This is a genomic window from Streptomyces griseoviridis (genome assembly GCF_005222485.1).
GTDB lineage: Bacteria > Actinomycetota > Actinomycetes > Streptomycetales > Streptomycetaceae > Streptomyces > Streptomyces hintoniae.
On sequence record NZ_CP029078.1, the window covers coordinates 1331756 to 1354850 of the forward strand.

General features: G+C 75.4%; 2 protein-coding genes. Both read right to left on the reverse strand.

Going from position 1 to position 23095, the window contains the following annotated elements; all coding sequences use genetic code 11:
- Positions 1-49 precede the first annotated feature (49 nt).
- Positions 50-16603, reverse strand: a complete 16554-nt coding sequence (locus DDJ31_RS39625) for a type I polyketide synthase (protein WP_127181464.1) — start codon at positions 16601-16603, stop codon at positions 50-52.
- 334 nt (positions 16604-16937) lie between these two features.
- The gene (locus DDJ31_RS05215) at positions 16938-23060 is read right to left on the reverse strand and encodes a type I polyketide synthase (protein ID WP_127181463.1); all 6123 of its coding nucleotides are present in this window, start codon (positions 23058-23060) and stop codon (positions 16938-16940) included.
- Positions 23061-23095 lie beyond the last annotated feature (35 nt).

The window sequence follows — 23095 nt, forward strand, 5'->3', positions numbered from 1 at the left end:
GGAGCGGGTGTCCGCCGCCGCGCGGTGGGCGCGGCGGCGGTCACGGCGGCTAGGCGAGCCCGAGTTCGTTGTCGATGAGGTCGAACATCTCGTCGTCCGTGGTGGTGTCGAGGTCGGCTGCGTCCTCTTCGGTGTCCTGGGTGGAGTCGAGCTTCCACTGGAGGGCCTTGAGGCGCTGGGCGAGTCGGGCGCGGTCCTGGTCGTCGAGCGCGGCGCCGCCGACGGCGGCTTCGAGGACGGCCAGTTCGGCGAAGACGGCCTGGTCGGGGCCTTCGGTGGCGGTGCCGAGTTCGGTGCGCAGGTGGTGGACGAGGGCGGCCGGGTCCGGGTGGTCGAAGATCAGGGTGCTGGGGAGGGTGAGTCCCGTCTCGGCGTTGAGCCGGTTGCGGAGTTCGACGGCGGTCAGGGAGGACATGCCGAGGTCGAGGAAGCCGCGTCCGGCGTCGAGGGACTCGGCGGAGGCGTGGCCGAGGACGGCGGCGACGTGGGCGAGGACGGTGCGGTGCAGGAGTGCCTGCTGCTGGGGGCCGTCGAGGGTGGCGAGGCGGGCGCGGAGGCCGGCCGGGGCGGCGGTGCCGGTGGTGGGGGTCGCGGCGGTGCGGCGGGCGGCCGGGCGGGCGAGGGCGCGCAGCAGCGGGGGTGCCTCGTCGGCGCGCAGGGCGCGGGTGTCGAGGCGGATCGGGACCAGTTGGGCGGTGTCGAGGAGGGTCGCGGTGTCGAGGAGGGCGAGGCCCTGGTCGGCGGTGAGGGGCCGGATGCCGGAGCGTTCCAGGCGGGCCAGGTCGGCGGTGTCGAGTGCGCCGGTGAGGGCGCTGCGGTCCTCCCAGAAGCCCCAGGCGAGGGAGTGCGCGGTGAGGCCGCGGGCCCGGCGGTGCTGGGCGAGGGCGTCGAGGAAGGCGTTGGCTCCCGCGTAGTTGGCCTGTCCCGGGCCGCCGGCGATCCCGGCGTAGGAGGAGAACATGACGAACGCGGTGAGTTTGAGGTCGCGGGTGAGGTCGTGGAGGTGCCAGGCGGCGTCGGTCTTGGGGCGCAGGACGGTGGTGAGGCGTTCCGGGGTGAGGGTGTCGAGGAGTCCGTCGTCGAGGACGCCTGCCGCGTGGACGACGGCGGTGAGGGGGTGTTCGGCGGGTACGGCGGCCAGGACGCGGGCGAGTTGGTCGCGGTCGGCGGTGTCGCAGGCGACGATGTCGGCTCGGGCGCCGAGGGCGGTGAGTTCGTCGCGCAGTGCGGTGGCGCCGGGGGCGTCGGGGCCGCGGCGGCCGGTGAGCAGCAGGTGGCGTACGCCGTGCCGGGTGACGAGGTGGCGGGCGACGAGGGCGCCGAGGACGCCGGTGCCGCCGGTGATGAGGACGGTGCCGGAGCCGGTGCCGTCGCCCCAGGGCGCGGTGGCGGTGGGTGCGGGGGCGCCGTCGGGGTGGTCGGCGCGGACCAGGCGGGGCACGGTGACGGTGCCTACGCGGGCGGCGAACTGGTGCTCGCCGGTGCGGTCGGAGGCGGCGACGGCGTGGACGAGGGCGGCGACGGAGCTGTCCTGGCCGTCGCTGTCGGCGAGCAGGAAGCGGCCGGGGTGTTCGGTCTGCGCGGAGCGCAGCAGGCCCCAGGCGGTGGCGTCGGCGAGGGCGGGGACGGTGTCGTCGGGGCGGGTGGCGACGGCTCCTTCGGTGACGAGGAGGAGGCGGGTGCCCGCGTAGTGGGGGGTGCGCAGCCAGTCGGCGGCGAGGGTGAGGGCGCGGCGGGCGGAGGTGTGGGCGGCGGTGGCGGGGTCGTCGGCGCCGGTGTCGTGGCCGTGGGCGGCGACGACGAGGGCGGGGTGGGTGGCCTCGCCCGCTTCGAGGGCGGCGGTGAGGTGGGCCAGGTCGGGGTGGGTGCGGACGGTGACGCCTGCCCGTTCGAGGGCGGTGCTGAGGCGTCCGGGTGCGCCCAGGACGGCCCAGGTGCCCTCGGGTGCCGCGGGGTCCGTGGCGTCGGTGGTGGCGGGGCTGGTCCAGGTGACGCGGTGCAGGGCGTCGGGGGTGGCCGTGGTGGGGAGCAGGTCCTGGGTGACCTGGCGGGTGGTGACGGTGGCGGTGAGGACGGGGGCGCCGGTGGGGTCGTGGGCGTCCACGGTCCAGGTCGCCGTGTCGTCGCCGGGGGTGAGGCGGACCTGGAGGCGGGTGGCGCCGGTGGCGTGCACGGTGACGTCGCGCCAGGCGGCGGGGAGGGCGGGCGCGGTGGCGTCGTCCGGGGTCGCGGCGAGGGCCAGGAGGCTCTGCAGGAGCGCCGGGTGGACGCGGAAGCGGGCCGCGTCGGCGTGTGCGGTCGCGGGGAGTTCGACGTCCGCGAGGAGGGTGCCGCCGTCGCGCCGGAGGGTCCGTACGGTGGGGAACGGGTCGGCGAGGTCGAGTCCGGCGCGGTGGACGGCGTCGTGGGCCGCGTCGGTCGCGTCGGTGGCGGTGTCGTCGGTGGGCCAGGGGGTCCGGGCCTCGGGCGGCTGGGGCGCGGCCTGGGTGAGGGTGCCGGTGGCGTGGGTGGTCCAGGGGGTGTCGGGGTCCTGGGTGCGGGGGCGGGAGTGGACGGTGAAGGTGCGGCTGTCGGCGTCGCCCGGGGTGTCGGAGACGGTGAGCTGGAGGTCGACGGCGCCTTCGTCGGGGACGGCGACCGGGAGGTGTTCGTCGAGTGCGGCGACGACCGGGAGTCCGGTCTCGTCGCCGGCCCTGACCGCCCAGTCGAGGAGTGCGGTGGCGGGCACGACGGCGGTGCCGTGGACGCGGTGGGCGTCCAGCCAGGGCTGGGTGGTGAGGGAGAGGCCGCCGGAGAGGACGGCTCCGCCGGCGGCGAGCCGGACGACGGTGTCGAGGCCCGCCGGGTCGGCCTGGGCGTCGGTCGCCTCCAGCCAGTACCGCTCGCGCTGGAAGGCGTAGGTCGGCAGGTCGACGGGGTGGCCGTGGGAGACGGCGGGGCGCCAGTCGACGGGGACGCCGGCCACGTGGGCGGCGGCGAGCGCCGTCAGGACGCGGGCGGTGCCGCCGTCGTCGCGGCGCAGCGAGCCGAGGACGACGGCGTCGGCGCCGGTCGCGGCGGCGGTGTCCTCGATGCCGACGGTGAGCACCGGGTGCGGCGCGCACTCGACGAACACGTCGTGGCCCTCGGCGAACAGGGCCCGCAGGGAGTCCTCCAGGCGGACGGTGGAGCGCAGGTTGCGGTGCCAGTAGGGGGCGTCGAGGGCGGTGCCGGGGAGCCGGTCGGCGGTGACGGTGGAGAAGAACGGGATGTCGCCTTCGCGGGGCTCGATGCCGGCGAGGGCGGCGGGCAGGGTCTCGGCGAGCCGGTCGACGTGCGCGGAGTGCGAGGCGTAGTCGACGGGGATGCGGCGGGCCCGCACGCCCTGTTCGGCGCAGGCGGCGAGGAGGGTGTCGAGTCCTTCGGTGTCGCCCGAGACGACCACGGACGAGGGTCCGTTGACGGCGGCGACGGACACGCCCGGCAGGTCGGCGAGGAGTGCGGTGACGTCGTCGTGCGGGGCGGTGACGGCGGCCATCCCGCCGTGGCCCGAGAGTTCGCGGGCGATGGCGAGGCTGCGGACGGCGACGATCTCGGCGGCGTCGGCGAGGGAGAGGGCGCCGCTGACGGCGGCGGCGGCGATCTCGCCCTGGGAGTGGCCGAGGACGGCGGCGGGCTTGAGTCCGTGGGCCCGCCACACCTCGGCGAGGGAGACCATCACGGCCCAGGTGGCGGGCTGGACGACGTCCACGCGGTCGAAGGTGGGGGCGCCGTCGGCCTGGCGCAGCACATCGGTGAGCGACCAGTCGACGTGCGGGGCGAGGGCGGCCTCGCAGGCGGCGATCCGGTCGGCGAACACCGGCTGGGTGTCGAGGAGTTCGGCGCCCATGCCGGCCCACTGGGAGCCCTGTCCCGGGAAGACGAGGACGGTCCTGCGGTCGCGTCCCGCGCCCCGGCCGCCGCTGACGACGTGCGCGGAGGGGCTGCCCTCGGCGAGGGCGGCGAGGCCCGCGCGGAAGTCGCCGGGGGCGGTGCCGATGACGACGGCCCGCTTCTCCAGCAGCGCCCTGCGGGTCACCAGGGAGTGCGCGATGTCGGCGGGGGCGGCCTGCGGGTGGGCGTCGAGGTGGGCGAGGAGGGCCTTGGCCTGGCCGCGGAGGGCGGCGTCGCCGCGCGCGGAGAGCACCCAGGGCAGCGGCCCCGCCGCGGCGCCGTCGTGCGCGCTGCCGTCGCCGGCCGGGGCGGGCGCGGTGGCCGGGGGCGTGGGGGCCTCCTCCAGGATGACGTGGGCGTTGGTGCCGCTGATGCCGAAGGAGGAGACGGCGGCGCGGCGGGGCCTCGGTGCGGCGGGCGTGGGCCACTCGGTGGCCTCGGTCAGCAGCCGGACGCCGTCGCCCTCCCAGTCGACGTGCGGGGTGGGCGCGTCGATGTGGAGGCTCTTGGGGAGGGTGCGGTGGCCGAGGGCGAGGACCATCTTCATGACGCCCGCGACACCGGCGGCGGCCTGCGTGTGGCCGAGGTTGGACTTGACGGAGCCGAGCAGCAGCGGGTGGCCGCCGTCGCGGCCCTTGCCGTAGGTGGCGAGGAGTGCCTGGGCCTCGATGGGGTCGCCGAGGCGGGTGCCGGTGCCGTGCGCCTCGACGGCGTCGACCTCGGCGGCCGGGACGCCCGCGTCGGCGAGTGCCTGGCGGATGACGCGCTGCTGGGCGGGTCCGTTGGGGGCGCTGAGTCCGTTGGAGGCGCCGTCCTGGTTGACGGCGGAGCCGCGGATCACGGCGAGGACCTGGTGGCCGTTGCGGTGGGCGTCGGAGAGGCGTTCGACGAGGAGCACGCCGACGCCCTCGGCGAATCCGGTGCCGTCGGCGGCGGCGGCGAACGGCTTGCAGCGGCCGTCGGCGGCGAGGCCGCGCTGCCGGGAGAAGTCGACGATGATCTCGGGCGACGACATCACGGTGACCCCGCCGGCCAGCGCCATGGTGCACTCGCCGCGGCGCAGCGCCTGGAGCGCCATGTGGAGGGCGACGAGGGAGGAGGAGCAGGCGGTGTCGACGGTGACGGCGGGGCCTTCGAGGCCGAGGGTGTAGGCGACGCGCCCTGAGACGATGCTGTTGGCGTTGCCGTTGTTGACGTATCCGGCGATCTCGTCGGGGACGTGCCGGACGCGCTTGAGGTAGTCGCTCGAGGAGAGTCCCGCGAAGACGCCGGTGCGGGTGCCGCGTACCGAGCGGGGGTCGATGCCGGCGCGTTCGAAGGTCTCCCAGGCGGTCTCCAGGAGGAGGCGCTGCTGCGGGTCCATGGCGAGGGCCTCGCGGGGGGAGATCCCGAAGAAGTCGGCGTCGAAGTCGGCTGCCTGGTGCAGGAATCCGCCCTCGCGGGTGCGGGAGCTGCCTTCGTTCGCGGGTACGGCGTCGTAGAGGGCGTCGAGGTTCCAGCCGCGGTCGGCGGGGAACGGGGCGATGGCGTCGGTGCCGTCGGCGAGCAGCCGCCACAGGTCCTCGGGCGAGCGGACGTCGCCGGGGAGCCGGCAGGCCATGCCGACGATCGCGAACGGCTCGTCGTCGCCGTGCGCGGCGCGGTCGGCGGGGGCGGGCGCGGCGGGCAGGGGGGTGTGTCCGTCGAAGAGTTCGCCGTCGAGGTGGGCGGCGAGTTCGGCGACGGTCGGGTGGTCGAAGACGAGGGTGGCGGGCAGCCTGAGGCCGGTGGCGCCGTTGAGGCGGTTGCGGAGTTCGACGGCGGTGAGGGAGTCGAAGCCGAGGTCGCGGAAGGCGCGTCCGGCGTGCAGCAGGTCGGGGTCGGCGTGGCCGAGGACGGCGGACGCGTAGGTGGCGACGAGGTCGCGCAGGGCGGTGCGGCGGTCGTCGGCGGTGAGCGCGGCGAGGCGCCCGCGCACTCCGTCGGTGCCGGTGGCGGTGCCCGCGTCGGCGGTGCGGCGGACCGGGCCGCGGTAGAGGGCGCGCAGCAGGTGCGGTATCTCCCCTTCGACGGCGCGGAGTTGGCCGGTGTCGAGGCGGACGGGCACCAGGTGCGGGCGCTGTGCGGTGAGGGCGGCGTCGAAGAGGGCCATGCCGTCGGCGGCGGAGAGCGGGAGGACGCCGGAGCGGCGGACCCGGGCGAGGTCGGTGGCGTCGAGGTGTCCGGTGAGGGCGCTGGTGTCGGCCCACAGGCCCCAGGACAGGGAGGTGGTGGGCAGTCCCGCGGCGCGGCGGCGGTGGGCGAGCGCGTCGAGGTAGGTGTTGGCGGCGGCGTAGTTGGCCTGTCCGGCGTTGCCGAAGACGCCGGCGCCCGCCGAGAACAGCACCAGGTCGGCGAGGTCGAGGTCGCGGGTGAGGCGGTCGAGGTGGCGGGCGGCGTCGGCCTTGGGCGCGAGGACGGTGCGCAGCCGGTCGGGGGTGAGGGCTTCGAGGGAGCCGTCGTCGAGGACTCCCGCGGCGTGCACGACGGCGGTGAGCGGGTGGGCGGCGGGGACGGCGGCGAGGACCGCGGCGACCGCGTCGGGGTCGGCGGCGTCACAGGCGGCGAGGGTCACCTCGGCGCCCAGGTCGCGCAGTTCGGCGGCGAGTTCGGGGGCGCCGGGGGTGTCGGGGCCGCGTCGCCCGGTGAGCACCAGGTGCCGCATGCCGTGCCGGGTGACGAGGTGCCTGGCGAGGAGGGAGCCGAGGACACCGGCGCCGCCGGTGATCAGGACGGTGCCCTCGGGGTCCCAGGCGCGCGGCAGGGTGAGGACGATCTTGCCGTAGTGCTTGGCCTGCGCCATGTGCCGGAACGCCTCGCGGGCGTCGCGGACGTCCCAGGTGACGGTGGGCAGCGGGGTGAGGGCGCCGGTGGCGAAGAGGCCGGTGAGGTCGCGGAACATCTCCTGGATGCGGTCCTCGCCCGCCTCGCGCAGTTCGTACGCCTGGTAGAGGGCGACGGCGGGGTGGTCGGCGGCGACCTGCGCGGGGTCGCGGACGTCGGTCTTGCCCATCTCGACGAGGCGTCCGCCGGGGGCGAGCAGCCGCAGGGAGGCGTCGATGAACTCGCCGGCGAGGGAGTTGAGGACGACGTCGACGCCGTGTCCGCCGCTGGTGGCGCGGAAGCGGTCCTCGAAGCCGGGGGTGCGGGAGGAGGCGAGGTGGTCGTCGGCCCAGCCGTCGGCGCGCAGCAGGGCGCGTTTGTGGTCGCCCGCGGTGCCGTAGACGTCGGCGCCCCAGTGCCGGGCGAGCTGGGCGGCGGCCATGCCGACGCCGCCCGCGGCGGCGTGCACGAGGACGGACTCGCCGGCTTCGAGGCGGGCGAGGTCGCGCAGGCCGTAGTAGGCGGTGAGGAAGGCGACGGGGACGGAGGCGGCCTGGGTCCAGGTCCAGCCGTCGGGGACGGGCGCGACCATCCGGGCGTCGGCGACGGCGTGGGTGGCGAAGCCGCCGGAGACCAGGCCCATCACCCGGTCGCCCGGGGCGAATCCGGTGACGTCGGCGCCGACGGCGGTGACGACGCCGGCCGCTTCGGCGCCCAGGAGCACGGCGGGTCCCGGGTACATGCCGAGGGTGTTGAGGACGTCGCGGAAGTTGAGTCCCGCGGCCCGCACCTCGATGACCAGCTGTCCGGCGGCGGGCGCGGTGGCCGCTTCGGGGCAGGGCACGAGGGACAGCTTGTCGACGGAGCCCTTCTCGGAGAGGTCGAGCCGCCAGGCGTCGGCGCCGGCCGGGACGGTGAGGACGTCGTCGGCGCGGGGGCGGGTCAGGCGCGGGGCGTACGCGGCGCCCTGCCGGAGCGCGAGCTGCGGTTCCCCGGAGGCGAGGGCGGCGGGCAGGGCGAGCCAGGAGTCGGTGTGGAGGTCGAGGTCGGCGAGGACGAGACGGCCCGGGTACTGGGCCTGGGCGGCGCGCACCAGGCCCCAGACGGCGGCGCCGCGCAGGTCGTGGGCGGGGTCTCCCGGCCCGGTGGCGACGGCGCCGCGGGTGACGACGACCAGCGGGGTGGTGTCGGTGCGGTCGTCGGCGAGCCACTCCTGGACGGTGGCGAGCACCTCGTCGAGGACGGCGTCCGGGACGTCGGACGTGCGGTCCCCGTCGGCGGCGGCACCGGCGAACAGCACAGCCACGGTGGGCAGTTGGTCGAGGGCGTCGGTGAGGGTGGCGTGGGCGGGCAGCGGGGTGCCGGTGCCGTCGGGGGTGACGGCGGGGGCGGCCGGGGTGCCGAGGCAGGCCCAGCCGGTGACGGCGGGCACGGCGGCGGGCGGGGTGACGGGGGTCCAGTCGAGCCCGAACAGCCAGTCGCGGGCGGCGCGGGCCGACGGGTCGAGGGTCTCGGCGGCGACCTCGCGCACGGTGAGCGACTCGATGGCGGCGACCGGCGCCCCGGTGGGGTCGGTGAGGTGCACGGAGACGGTGTCCCGGCCGGCCTGGGAGACCCGGACGCGGAGCGCGGTCGCGCCTGCGGCGTGCAGGGACACCCCGGACCAGGCGAACGGCACCACGGTGCGGCCGTCGTCGCCGCCGGGGGCGAGGTGGGCGGCGTGCAGGGCGGCGTCGAGGAGGGCGGGGTGGATGCCGAACCGTCCGGCGTCGCCGCGGACCTGTTCGGGCAGCAGGACCTCGGCGAACAGGTCGTCGCCGCGGCTCCAGGTGGCGCGGACGCCCTGGAAGACCGGCCCGAAGGCGTAGCCGCGGCCGGCGAGCAGCTCGTAGAGGCCGTCGGTGGCGACGGCGGTGGCGCCGCGCGGCGGCCAGACGGTGAAGTCCTCGGGCCGTTCGACGGCGGGGACGCCCGGCTCGGTCAGGGTGCCCTGGGCGCGGAGGGTCCAGCGGTCCTCGGTGTCGCCGTCGGGGCCGGTGGCGCGGGTGTGGACGGTGACGGGTCGGCGGCCGGCCGGGTCGGGTTCGCCGACGCCGATCTGGACCTGGACCTCGCCGCGTTCCTGGAGGACGACGGGTGCCTGGAGGGTGAGTTCGTCGATACGGCCGCAGCCGACGGCGTCGCCGGCCCGGATCACGGACTCGACGAGCGCGGTGCCGGGGACGATGACGGTGCCGGAGACGGCGTGGTCGGCGAGCCAGGGGTGGGTGCGCAGCGACCAGCGCGCGGTGGCCACCAGTCCTTCGCCGCCCGCGAGTTCGACGGAGGCGCCGAGCATCGGGTGGTCGGGCGAGTCGAGTCCCGCGGAGCTGACGTCACCGCCGAGGTCGGCGAAGCGCGGCCAGTAGTGCTGCCGTTGGAAGGCGTAGGTGGGGAGGTCGACGTGGCGCGGCCGGGTGCCGTCGAAGTGGACGGCCCAGTCGATGTCGGCGCCGAGGGTCCACGCCTCGCCGAGGGAGAGGGCGAAGCGCTCCAGACCGCCTTCGTCACGGCGCAGGGTGCCCACCACGCCGGCACGGACACCGGCGTCCTCGATGGTCTCCTGCACCCCGGTCGCGACCACCGGATGCGCGCTGACCTCCACGAAGACCTGGAAACCGTCCGTGAGCAGCGCACGCGTCGCCGCCTCGAACTCCACCGTCCCGCGCAGGTTGCGGTACCAGTAGGAGCCGTCCAGCTCGAAGGTGTCGATGGGCGATCCGGAGACGGTCGAGTAGAACGGCACCCCGCCCGAACGCCCGACGACGGGAGCCAGCAGTTCGGCCAACTCGCCTTCTATGCGCTCGACATGGGCGGAGTGGGAGGCGTAGTCCACCGCGACCCGACGGGCCCGCACCCCCGCCGCACCACACCGCTCCACGAAGACGTCCAGCGCGTCCGCGTCACCCGAGACCACCACCGACGACGGCCCGTTCACCGCCGCCACCCCGATCCGGCCCTCGAACTCCCCCAGCAGCGCCCGCACTTCCTCCACACCACGCGCCACCGACACCATGCCGCCCAGACCCGACAACGCACGCAACGCCTGCGACCGCAGAGCCACCACCCGCGCGCCGTCCTCCAACGACAGACCACCCGCCACCACAGCGGCAGCGATCTCCCCCTGCGAATGCCCCACCACAGCCGCGGGCTCCACACCCCGCGAACGCCACACCTCCGCCAACGACACCATCACCGCCCACAGAGCCGGCTGCACCACATCCACCCGCTCCAACGACACCGCACCCTCGACCCCGTTCAGCACGTCAAGGAGCGACCAGTCGACGAACGGAGCGAGCGCGGCAGCACACTCGGCGACACGCGACGCGAACACCGGCGACGACGCCAGGAGTTCCACCGCCATCCCCGTCCACTGCGAACCCTGACCCGGGAAGACGAAGACCACGCCCCCCGAGCCCTCCCCCGCCGTGCCCTCGACGACGCGGGCGGATGCCTCGCCCGCGGCGAGCGCGTCGAGGCCTGCCAGGAAGTCGTCCGTGTCCCGGCCGACGACGACGGCACGCCGGTCCATCGGCACCCGGGTGGTGGCGAGCGCGTGGGCGACGTCCAGGGGGGCGGCGCCCGAGGCGCGCACCGACGCGGCCAGCCGGGCGGCCTGCTCGGTGAGGGCGTCCCGCGTCCTGCCCGAGATCGTCCAGGGCAGCGGGCCGCCGGCGGTGCTGTCGGGCACCGGCTCGGGCTCGGGGACCTCGTCCTCGGCGGGCGCCTCCTCCAGGACCAGGTGGCCGTTGGTGCCGCTGATGCCGAAGGACGAGATGCCGGCCCGGCGCGGGCGGCCGGTCTCCGGCCACGGGGTGGCCTCGGTGAGGAGTCGGACCGCGCCGCTCGACCAGTCGACCACCGGGGTCGGGTTGGTGATGTGCAGGCTCCTGGGCAGCACGCCGTGGTGCATCGCCAGGATCATCTTCATCATTCCGGCGACACCGGCGGCGGCCTGGGTGTGCCCGATGTTCGACTTCAGGGAGCCCAGCAGCAGCGGCTGCCCGGGGGCGCGGTCCTGCCCGTAGGTGGCGAGGATGGCCTGCGCCTCGATGGGGTCGCCGAGCGGGGTTCCGGTGCCGTGCGCCTCGACGACGTCGACCTCGCCCGCGGTGAGCCCGGCGTTGGCCAGGGCCTGCCGGATGACGCGCTGCTGCGAGGGGCCGTTGGGCGCGGTGAGGCCGTTGGAGGCGCCGTCCTGGTTGAGCGCGGAGCCGCGGACCACGGCGAGCACCGGGTGGCCGTTGCGGCGGGCGTCGGAGAGGCGTTCCAGGAGGACGAGTCCGACGCCCTCGGCGAAGCCCATGCCGTCGGCGCCCTCGGCGAACGCCTTGCAGCGGCCGTCGGCGGCGAGGCCGCGCTGCCGGGAGAACTCGACGTACGGCTCGGGCGTGGACATGACGGTGACGCCGCCCGCGAGGGCCATGGTGCACTCGCCGGTGCGCAGCGACTGGAGCGCCAGGTGCATGGCGACCATGGACGAGGAGCAGCCGGTGTCCATGGTGACGGCGGGGCCCTCGAAGCCGTACGTGTAGGAGAGGCGGCCCGACGCGATGCTGGAGGCGTTGCCGGTCATCAGGTGGCCGGCCAGCTGCTCCTGGGCGGCGGCGCCGCCGAGCCTGACCTGGTAGTCGGTGGTGATGCTGCCGACGAAGACGCCGGTGGCGCTGTTGCGGAGGGTCTGCGGGTTGATGCCGGCGCGCTCGAAGGTCTCCCAGGACGTCTCCAGGAGGAGGCGCTGCTGCGGGTCCATGGCGAGGGCCTCGCGCGGGGAGATCCCGAAGAACGCCGGGTCGAATCCGGCGACGTCCTGGATGAAGCCGCCTTCGCGGCTGTAGGTGGTGCCCTGCCGCTCGGGGTCGGGGTCGTACAGGGCGTCGAGGTCCCAGCCGCGGTCCTCGGGCGGGGTGGACACGACGTCGAGTTCGGCCGCCATGAGGTCCCAGAGTTCCTCGGGCGTGGTGACTCCGCCGGGGAAGCGGCAGGCCATGGCGACGACGGCCATCGGTTCGTCGGTGACGCCGGCGGCGACCACCACGGGCTGGGCGGCGGGGCGTTCGTCGCCGAGGAGCAGGGTGCGCAGGTGGGCGGCGACGGCGGTGGTGTTGGGGTAGTCGAAGAGGAGGGTGGTGGGGAGGGTGACGTCGGTGGCGGCGGTGATGCGGTTGCGGACCTCCACGGCGGTCAGCGAGTCGAACCCGAGGTCCTTGAAGGCGCGGTTGACGTCGATGGCGTCCGGTGAGGAGTGGCGCAGCGCGGTGGCGACCTCCGCCCGGATCAGGTCGGTGAGCAACCGGTCCTGTTCGGCGGGGGCGAGGCCGCGGAGCCGGTCGCGCAGGGCGTGGGTGTCGGGGGCGGTGGCGGCGGCCGTCTCCAGGGCGCGGCGGACCTCGGGCAGGTCGCCGAGGAGCGGGCTCGGCCGGCCGGCGGTGAGCGCGGTGGCGTAGGAGTGCCAGTCGACGTCGACGACGGTGGCGTGCGCGGCGCCCTCGGCGACGGCGGCGCGCAGCGCGGCGACGGCGGTGTCGGGGGCCATGGGGGCGAGGCCGTCGTGGCTCATGCGGTCGGCGAGCACGTCGGCGGTGGCCATGCCGGCGTCGGCCCAGGGGCCCCAGGCGACGGAGGTGACGGGCAGTCCCGCGGCCCGCCGCTGTTCCGCGACGGCGTCCAAGTAGGCGTTGGCTGCGGCGTAGTTGGCCTGGCCGGCGTTGCCGAGGACGCCGACGATCGACGAGAACAGCACGAACATCGTCAGGTCGTGGTCGCGGGTCAGCGCGTCGAGGTGGGCGGTGCCGAGGGTCTTGGGGCGCAGGACGGCGTCGAAGCGGTCCAGGGTGAGGCCGTCGAGGACGCCGTCGTCGAGGACCCCGGCCGCGTGCACGACACCGGTGAGGGGCAGGTCGGCGGGGAGCGAGTCGAGGAGCCGGGCGAGCTGGTCGCGGTCGGCGACGTCGCAGTCCGCGACGGTGGTCCTGGCGCCGGACTCGGCCAGTTCCCGTACGAGTTCGGCGACACCGGGGGCGTCCGGGCCGCGGCGGCTGGTGAGGACGAGGTGCCGGGTGCCCGAGGCGGCGAGCGAGCGGGCGACGTGCGCGCCGAGTGCGCCGGTGCCGCCGGTGATCAGGACGGTGTCGTGGGCGCCCCAGCCACCGATGCCGTCGTCGTCGGGGGCGACGGCGGCGGTCGGGTCGGCGGCTTGGGGGACGGCGGTCTCGTCGCCGTCGGCCGCCTCGGAGACGGTGCCGGCCGGGTCGGCGGCCGGGGTCGGGTCGGGCAGGGGCATCCGGGCGAGGCGGCGGGCGTAGGCGCCGGAGGGCCGCAGCGCGATCTGGTCCTCGGGGCCGGCGAGGAGGGCGGCGAGCCTGGCCAGGGTGCGGGCGTCGGGCGCGGCGGGCAGGTCGACGAGACCGCCCCAGATGTCGGGCAGTTCGAGGGCGACGGCCCGGCCGAAGCCCCAGGTCTCGGCCTGGACGGGGGAAGTCAGCGGGTCGCGGCTGTCGACCGAGACGGCGCCCCTGGTGACCGCCCAGAGCCGGGCTCCGGTGCCGGACAGGGCGTGCACCAGCTCCTTGGTGGCGGCGAGTCCGCGCGGCACGGCGGGGTGGTCGGGGTGCGGGCGCTCGTCGAGGGCGAGCAGCGACAGCACGCCCGCGAGGTCATCGCCGCCGACGAGCGCGGCGAGGGCCGCGGTGTCCTCGTCGCCCGTGAGGTCGTGGCGTTCGACGCGCAGGCCGCGCGCGGTCAGGGCGCCGAGGACGGTGGCGACCCACGGGTCGTCGGCGTGGCCTGCCGGGACGAGGGCGGGCAGCCGGCCTTCGGGGGTGGCGGAGTCGGCGCCGGTGAGGGTGGTCCAGGTGACGCGGTAGCGCCAGGTGTCGAGGGTGGAGCGCAGGGTGCGGCGGCGGCGCCAGGTGGCGAGGGCGGGCAGCAGGGTGCCGAACGCCTCGACGTCGTCGCCGGTGACTTCGAGGACGGAGGAGAGCCGGGTGATGTCACCGCTCTCGACGGCCGCCCAGAAGTCGCCGTCGACCGCGCCCCCGCCGGCCCCGGTGGTGGCGGCGGCCGACTCGGCGGGCGTCAGCCAGTACCACTCGCGCTGGAAGGGGTAGGTGGGGAGGTCGACGTGGCGCGGCCGGGTGCCGTCGAAGTGGACGGCCCAGTCGATGTCGGCGCCGAGGGTCCACGCCTCGCCGAGGGAGAGGGCGAAGCGCTCCAGGCCCCCTTCGTCACGGCGCAGGGTGCCCACCGCACCGGCACGGACACCGGCGTCCTCGATGGTCTCCTGCACCCCGGTCGCGACCACCGGATGCGCACTGACCTCGACGAAGACCTGGAAACCGTCCGCGAGCAGCGCGCGCGTCGCCGCCTCGAACTCCACCGTCCCGCGCAGGTTGCGGTACCAGTAGGAGCCGTCGAGTCCGGCGGTGTCGATGACGGTGCCGGACAGGGTGGAGTAGAACGGCACGGCACCGGACCGCGCCGTGACGGGAGCCAGCAGCTCCGCCAACTCGCCCTCTATGCGCTCGACATGGGCGGAGTGGGAGGCGTAGTCCACCGCGACCCGACGGGCCCGCACCCCCGCCGCACCACACTGCTCCACGAAGGCGTCCAGCGCGTCCGCGTCACCCGAGACCACCACCGACGACGGCCCGTTCACCGCCGCCACCCCGATCCGGCCCTCGAACTCCCCCAGCAGCGCCCGCACTTCCTCCACACCACGCGCCACCGACACCATGCCGCCCAGACCCGACAACGCACGCAACGCCTGCGACCGCAGAGCAACCACCCGCGCGCCGTCCTCCAACGACAGACCACCCGCCACCACAGCGGCAGCGATCTCCCCCTGCGAATGCCCCACCACAGCCGCGGGCTCCACACCCCGCGAACGCCACACCTCAGCCAACGACACCATCACCGCCCACAGAGCCGGCTGCACCACATCCACCCGCTCCAACGACACCGCACCCTCGACCCCGTTCAGCACGTCAAGGAGCGACCAGTCGACGAACGGAGCGAGCGCGGCAGCACACTCGGCGACACGCGACGCGAACACCGGCGACGACGCCAGGAGTTCCACCGCCATCCCCGTCCACTGCGAACCCTGACCCGGGAAGACGAAGACCACGCCGCCGGGGCCCTCGCCCGCCGTGCCGGTCACCGTGGTGGGGGACGAGTCGCCCGCGGCAAGCGTGTCGAGGCCGGTGAGCAGGTCGGTGGTGTCGCGGCCGACGACCACCGCGCGGTGGTCCATGGCGACGCGGGTGGCGGCCAGGGCGTGGGCGACGTCGAGGGCGCCCGGGTCCGTGGCGCGGACCGTCTCGGCCAGCCGGGCGGCCTGCTCGCGGACCGCGGCGCGGGACTTGCCGGAGAGCACCCAGGCCAGCCGGCCGTGGTCGGCGCTCCCGGGCTCGGGGGTGTCGTCGTCGGCGGGCGCCTGCTCCAGGATGAGGTGGGCGTTGGTGCCGCTGACGCCGAAGGAGGAGACGGCGGCGCGGCGCGGGCGGCCGGTCTCGGGCCAGGCGGTGTGGTCGGTGAGGAGTTCGACGCCGCCGTCGGCCCAGTCGGCGTGCGGGGTCGGCGCGTCGATGTGGAGGCTCTTGGGGAGGGTGCCGTGCCGCATGGCCTGCACCATCTTGATGACGCCCGCGACACCCGAAGCGGCCTGCGTGTGGCCGGTGTTGGACTTGAGGGAGCCGAGCAGCAGCGGCCGGGCGTCGCCCCGGTCCTGGCCGTAGGTGGCGAGCAGGGCCTGGGCCTCGATGGGGTCGCCGAGGGTGGTGCCGGTGCCGTGCGCCTCGACGACGTCGACCTCGCCGGCGGTGAGCCCGGAGTCGATGAGGGCCTGGCGGATCAGACGCTGCTGGGAGGGGCCGTTGGGGGCGGTGAGGCCGTTGGAGGCGCCGTCCTGGTTGATGGCGGAGCCGCGGACCACCGCGAGGACCTGGTGGCCGTTGCGGCGGGCGTCGGAGAGGCGTTCCAGGAGGATCAGGCCGACGCCCTCGGACCAGGCGGTGCCGTCGGCGGCGGCGGCGAACGCCTTGCAGCGGCCGTCGGCGGCCAGACCGCGCTGGCGGGAGAACTCGGTGAACATCTTCGGCGTCGACATGACGGTGGCGCCGCCCGCGAGGGCGAGGGAGCACTCGCCCTGCCGCAGGGACCGTACGGCGAGGTGGAGGGCGACCAGCGAGGACGAGCAGGCGGTGTCGACCGTCACCGCGGGGCCCTCGAAGCCGTACGTGTAGGAGAGGCGGCCGGAGGCGACGGCGACGGTGTTGCCGGTGAGGAGGTGTCCCGCGACCTCCTCCTGACGGCCTCGGGAGGCGCCGTCGTAGTCGCCGTGGCCGGTGCCGACGAAGACGCCGGTGCTGCTGCCGGTGAGGGTGTCGGGCACGATCCCGGCGCGTTCGAGCGCCTCCCACGAGGTCTCCAGGAGGAGCCGCTGCTGCGGGTCCATGGCGAGGGCCTCGCGCGGGGAGATCCCGAAGAAGGACGGGTCGAACTCGCCCGCGGTGTGCAGGAATCCGCCTTCGCGCGCGTAGGTGGTGCCGTGGTGCGCGGGGTCCGGGTGGAACAGCCGGTCGAGGTCCCAGCCGCGGTTGGCGGGGAACGCGGAGATCGCGTCGACGCCGTCGCGCGCGAGGTCCCACAGGTCGTCGGGGGTGCGGACACCGCCGGGGTAGCGGCAGGCCATGCCGACGACGGCGATGGGCTCGCGGTCTCGGTCCTCGGCCTCGCTGAGCTGCTGCCTGGCCTCCTGAAGGTCGGCGACGGCCCGCTTGAGGTACGCGCGGAGCTTGTCCTCGTTCGACATCAGGTAGCCCACCTCTCCATGAGATTCCGGAAAACGCGAAGTTCGGCGAACGGCGATTTCCGAATTCCACGACCCGACCGTTCCGAAGGCCAGTTTGGCGATCTCGGACTGCGTGTTTCCCTAGAGCATCGGGACGTTGCGGGGTGGTGGGGGCCGGGAGGCGGTGGGGCGGGGCGCGCAGGACTGGTGAATTCCCTCGACTGTTGCCGCTATTCGCGGCGTTCTCGCGGGGCGGTTGCGGAATTTTTCCGTGGTGGGGGGCGGGAGGGACTCCGAAGGCCCGGGACCGGTGGCGGTGCGACCGGTCCTGGGCCTTCGGAGGGAGCGGGGCGGGTCAGCCGGCCGGTACCGCCTCCGGGTGCGGGGCGGCGGCGCGGGTCTCCAGGGCGGTGAGCCAGTCGTGGACGAGGTCGGCGGCGGGCCCGGAGTCCTCACGGATGAGGGACAGGTGGTCGGAGTCGAGGGGCAGCACGTCGGCGCCGGGCACGACCGGGATGTGCAGGCGCTCGGGGTCGGGGGCGGGGACGCCCTCGATGAGCGCCCGGGTGCACTTGATCTCCAGGACGGGCGCGGTGGTGGGGTGCACGTCGAGGGCGTTGAGGAGCACCATCCAGCGGCCCATGGCGGAGAGCCGGGAGTTGGTGAGCCGGACCGGGGAGTCGTCGACGGCGGTGAAGTTGAACTTCATCATGCCGTTGTAGTCGATGCCCTCGTCGCTGTTGTGCTGGATGCTGAGGGTGTCGAGGAGGACGACGGCGGTGGGGCGGATGCCCCAGGTGCTCTCCAGGACGCCGGCCGCCGCGTAGGCGAGGGAGCCTCCCGAGGAGTGGCCGACGAGGACGAAGGGCTTGCCGTCGGCGGCCTGGAGGGCGCTCTCGGCGATGACGCGGGCGGCGGCCGCGGGGTGCGCGGGCAGCGCCTCGCCGGTGTTGAAGCCGACCAGTGGCAGGGCGGCGACGTCGCGGCGGCCGCGGAAGTGGCCGGAGAGGGTGGCGTACTGGTGGACGCCGCCGTTGGCGGTGGGCGCGCTGACGCAGATCAGCCGGGTCTCGGCGGGGCCCTCGGCGAGCGTCACCGGCCAGGGCAGGTCCTCCAGTTCGGCGGTGACCTCGAAGGACGGGCGGAGCGCGGCGACGGTGGCGAGCATCCGCTGTGCCTCGCGCAGCTTGCCCTGGGCGAGTCCGTCGAGGAAGAGGCGCTCCATGGAGTCGTTCTCGGTGGGGCCGCCCGCCGCGCCGGTCTGCGGGGCCGCGCCGCCCTGGGCGCCGAGTTCGGTGCGCAGCCAGGCGGTGAGGCCGTTCGGTGAGCCGCTGTCGTAGACGATGCTGGCGGGCAGTTGGAGGCCGGTGACGTCGCTGAGCTTGCGGCGCAGTTCGATGCCGATCAGGGAGTCGAAGCCGAGTTCGAGGAAGTCGCGTTCGGGGTCGATCTCGGTCGGGTCGGTGTGGCCGAGCAGTTCGGCGGAGCAGGCGGTGACCAGGTCGCGCAGGGCGGTCTCCTGTTCGGCCGCGCCGAGGGAGGCGAAGCTCTCCCGGAAGGAGGCCGCGTCGAGGACGCGGGCCGGGGCGGCGGCGGAGGCGGTCCTGCGAGGCGCGGTGACCAGGCCGCGCATCAGCGGCGGTACCTCGTCGGCGTGGACGGTCGCCGGGGGCGTGCCCAGGGTGGTGGCGACGACGAAGGGGGTGCGGCGGGCCAGGGCCGCGTCGAGGAGGTCGAGGGCGCGGTCGCTGGGCAGGGTGTCGATGCCGCGGGCGCGGATGCGCTGGCGTCCGGCGTCGGTGAGGAGGTCGCCCGCCATGCCGTCGTCGAGGTCCCAGGCGCCCCAGGCGACGGACAGGGCGGGCAGGCCCTGGGCGGCGCGGTGCTGGGCGAGGGTGTCGAGGACGAGGTTGGCGGCGACGTAGTTGGCCTGGCCGGCGCGGGCGGTGACACCGGAGATCGACGAGTAGAGGACGAACGCGTCGAGGTCGAGGTGGCGGGTGAGGTCGTGCAGGTGCCAGGCGGCGTCCGCCTTGGGCCGCAGGACGTCGGCGAGGCGTTCGGGGGTGAGGGAGGTGACGACGGCGTCGTCGAGGACGCCGGCCGCGTGCACGATCCCGGTGAGGGGGTGGGCGGCGGGCACGGTGTCGAGGAGCGCGGCGAGGGCGTCCCGGTCGGTGACGTCGCACGCGGCGACGGTGACGTGGGCGCCCGACTCCCGCAGTTCGGCGACGAGTTCGGCGGCGCCCGGCGCGTCGGGTCCGCGCCGGCCGGCGAGCAGCAGTCGGGTGACGCCGTGCTGCGCGACGAGGTGGCGGGCGGTGAGGGCGCCGAGGGTGCCGGTGCCGCCGGTGATCAGGACGGTGCCGCCGCGGGCGCCGCCGAAGAGGTCGGGCCGCTCGGGTCCGTCCTGATCGCCTACGGGCGGGGGCAGTTGGGCGAGGCGGCCGACGAGGACCTGTCCCGCGCGGACGGCGCTCTGCGGTTCGTCGGCGGCGAGGACCGCGTCCAGGGGCAGGGGCGCGCCGGGTTCGAGGTCGACGAGGGTGAGGGTGCCGGGGTGTTCGCCCTGGGCGGTGCGGACCATGCCCCAGACGGCGGCGCCCGCGAGGTTGTCCGCCGGGTCGCCCGGCGCGGCGCCGACGACGCCGCGGGCGACGAAGACGAGCCGGGCGCCGGTGGGCCGGGGTGCGGCGAGCCACTCCTTCAGCAGGGCGAGGGTGGCGCGGGTCGCGTCGTGGGTGGCGGCGACCGGGTCGTCGCCGCTGTCGGGGACGGGTACCAGGACGACGGTGTGGTCCTCGGTGACCTCGTCGAGGGAGGTGAGGGTGGTGCCGGTGGCGAAGGGGTCGCCGCCGAGGCCCGCGCGGGGGCCGCCCGCGGGTGTGCCGCCGGGTTCGGCGGGGACCCAGTCGAGGCGGAGCAGGCAGGACCGGTCGGCGGCGCCGGGGCCGAGGAGCCGGGCGGCTGAGGAGGGCCGCAGGGCCAGTGCCGCGACGGACAGCACGGGGCGTCCCGCGGTGTCGACGGCGGCGAGGGAGACGGTGTCCTCGCCGTCCTTGCCGATCCGTACCCGCAGCCGGGTGGCGCCCGAGGCGTGCAGGGTGACCCCGGACCAGGAGAACGGCAGCAGGCCCTGGTCGGCGTCCTTGAGGTCGATGTACTCGACCGCGTGCAGGGCGGCGGTGAGCAGCGCGGGGTGCATCCCGAAGAGGGCGGCGTCGTCGGCGCCCGCGGGCAGTTCCACTTCGGCGTAGACGTCGTCGTCACGGGTCCAGGCGGCGCGCAGGCCCTGGAAGACGGTGCCGTACTCGGTGCGCTCGTAGAAGCCGGTGAGGTCGACGGGGGTGGCGTCGGCGGGCGGCCAGGCGGTCTCGTCGAAGGGGACGCGCTGTTCGCCCGGGACGAGGACGCCGGTGGCGTGCTGGGTCCACGGCTCGTCGGCCTGCGCGTCGGCGGGCCTCGAATGGATGCCGAGGGGGCGTCCGCCGGAGGCGTCGGGGGTGCCGACGGTGACCTGGACGGCGACGGCGGCCTTCGGGTCGAGGGCGAGGGGTGTGGTGAGGACGAGTTCCTTGACCCCGCCGCAGCCGACCTGGTCGCCTGCCCTGACGGCCAGTTCGAGGAAGCCGGTGGCGGGGAAGAGGACCAGGCCGCCCATGGTGTGGTCGGCGAGCCAGGGGTGGGTGCGAAGCCCGACCCGTCCGGTGAGCAGGACGCCTTCGGACCCGGCGAGGGAGACGGCGGCGCCGAGCAGCGGGTGCTGGGCGGGGGTGAGCCCCGCGCCGGGGATGTCGGCGGCGTGGGCGAGCGGGCGGGGCCAGTAACGGCGGTGCTGCCAGGCGTAGGTGGGCAGGTCGGTGCGGTGGGCGCCGGTGCCGGTGAACCAGGCGGCCCAGTCGACGCGGACGCCGGACACGTGCAGCTGGGCGAGGCCGGTGAGCAGGGCGTCCTGCTCGGGCCGCTGGGCGCGCAGCGCGGGGACGGCGACGGCCTCGGCGCTCTCGGTGGTGTCGAGGGTCTGCCGGGTGAGGGCGGTGAGGACACCGCCGGGGCCGACTTCGAGGAAGGCGTCGGCGCCGGCGTCGGCGAGGGCACGGACCCCGTCGGCGAACCGGACGGTGCCGCGGACGTGCTCCACCCAGTAGGCCGGGGTGGTGAGTTGGCCCGGGGCGGCGAGGGCGCCGGTGACGTTCGAGACGACGGGGATCGTCGGCTCGGCGTAGGTCAGTCCCTCGGCGACCTCGCGGAACGCGTCGAGCATCGGCTCCATCAGCGCCGAGTGGAAGGCGTGGCTGACGGCCAGGCGCCGCGTCTTGCGGCCCTCGGCGGCGAACTCGGCTGCCAGGGCGAGGACTTCGGCCTCCTCCCCCGCGATGACGACCGAGTCGGGGGCGTTGACGGCGGCCAGCGCGACCCCGTCGGTGAGACGTCCGGCGATCTCCGCCTCGGTCGCCTGCACGGCCACCATCGCCCCACCGGACGGCAGTTCCTGCATCAGCCGGGCACGGGCCGCGACCAGCGCGCACGCGTCGTCGAGGGAGAACACCCCGGCGACATGCGCGGCCGTGATCTCACCGATGGAGTGGCCCGCGACGAACTCGGGCCGCACACCCCACGATTCGACCAGCCGGTACAGAGCGACCTCGACGGCGAACAGGGCGGGCTGGGTGTACCCGGTGGAGTGGAGCCGCTCGTCGTCATCGGCGAACAGCACCTCCCGCAGACCCGGCACGTCCAGACGGTCGAGAACGGCGTCCAGCGCCTCCGCGAACACCGGGAAACGACCGTACAGTTCACGGCCCATCCCGGCCCGCTGCGAACCCTGACCCGAGAACAGCACCGCGAGCGACCGCTCCACGGCCCGACCCCGCGCCACCTCCACCGGCTCACCCTCCCCACCCGCCAGCAGCACCGCCCGGTGCTCGAACGAGGAGCGGCCGGTGGCCAGCGAGTGCCCGACGTCGAGCGCGCCGGCGCCGGTCACGGAGGTGATCCGGGCGAGCTGGGCGTCCAGGGCGTCGCGGGTCTTGGCGGAGACCGTCCAGGGGACGACGGTGGGGGTGGCGGCCGGCTCGCTCGGCGCGTCGGCGGGCGTCTCGTCGTCGGGCGCCTGCTCGATGACGACGTGGGCGTTGGTGCCGCTGATGCCGAAGGACGACACCCCGGCCCGGCGTGGGCGGCCGGTCTCGGGCCACCGGGTGCGCTCGGTGAGGAGTTCGACGTGGCCCGCGCTCCAGTCGACGTGCGTCGACGCCTCGTTGATGTGGAGGGACTTGGGCAGGACGCCGTGGCGGATGGCGAGGATCGTCTTGATGACGCCGGCGACACCGGCGGCGGCCTGGGAGTGCCCGATGTTGGACTTCACGGAGCCCAGCAGCAGCGGCCGGTCCTCGGGCCGGTCCTGGCCGTAGGTGGCCAGCAGCGCCTGCGCCTCGATCGGGTCACCGAGCGGGGTGCCCGTGCCGTGCGCCTCGACGGCGTCGACGTCGGCCGCGGAGAGTCCCGCACCGGCCAACGCCTGCCGGATGACGCGCTGTTGGGACGGGCCGTTGGGGGCGGTGAGGCCGTTGGAGGCGCCGTCCTGGTTGATGGCGGAGCCGCGCAGGACGGCGAGGACCTGGTGGCCGTTGCGACGCGCGTCGGAGAGCCGCTCCAGGACGAGGACGCCCGAGCCCTCGGACCAGCCGGTGCCGTCGGCGTCGTCGGCGAACGCCTTGCAGCGGCCGCTGGTGGAGATGCCGCCCTGCCGGGTGAAGCCGGAGAAGCCCATGGGCGTCGACATCACGGTGACGCCGCCCGCGAGGGCGAGGCCGCACTCGCCGCCCCGCAGGGCCTGGGCGGCGAGGTGGATGGCGACCAGGGACGCCGAGCAGGCGGTGTCGACGGTGACCGCGGGGCCCGCGAGGTCGAAGGCGTAGGAGATGCGCCCGGAGACGACGCTCGCGGTGAGGCCGGTGGTGGCGTGACCCTCGGCGTCCTCACGGGAGTTCATGACGACGCCGACGTAGTCGACGCCGGCGGTGCCGACGAAGACGCCGGTGCGGCTGCCGCGCAGCGACAGCGGGTCGATGCCGGCCCGCTCGATGGCCTCCCAGGTGGTCTCCAGCAGGATCCGCTGCTGCGGGTCCATCGCGACGGCCTCGCGGGGCGATATCCCGAAGAAGCCCGCGTCGAAGGCGGCCGCGTCGACGAACCCGCCCTCACCGGCCGCGCTGCTGCCGGCGCCGTCGCCGCCCAGCGCGTCGAGGTCCCAGCCGCGGTCGGCGGGGAAGGGGGCGATGCCGTCGCGGCCCTCGTCGAGGAGTTTCCAGTACTCCTCGGGCGAGTTGACCCCGCCGGGCAGCCGGCAGGCCATGCCGACGACGGCGATGGGTTCGCGCCGGTGGGCCTCGGCCTCCTCCAGCCGCCTGCGGGTCTTGTGCAGATCGGCGGTGACCCACTTGAGGTAGTCGACGAGCTTCTTGTCATCGGGCATGACGGGGGGAACCTTCCTGTGGTGGATCAAGCTCG

Excerpts from the sequence above, each read along its gene's own strand:
- DDJ31_RS39625 (WP_127181464.1), bottom strand. The coding sequence starts at position 16,603 with ATGTCGAACGAGGACAAGCTCCGCGCGTACCTCAAGCGGGCCGTCGCC.
- DDJ31_RS05215 (WP_127181463.1), bottom strand. The coding sequence starts at position 23,060 with ATGCCCGATGACAAGAAGCTCGTCGACTACCTCAAGTGGGTCACCGCC.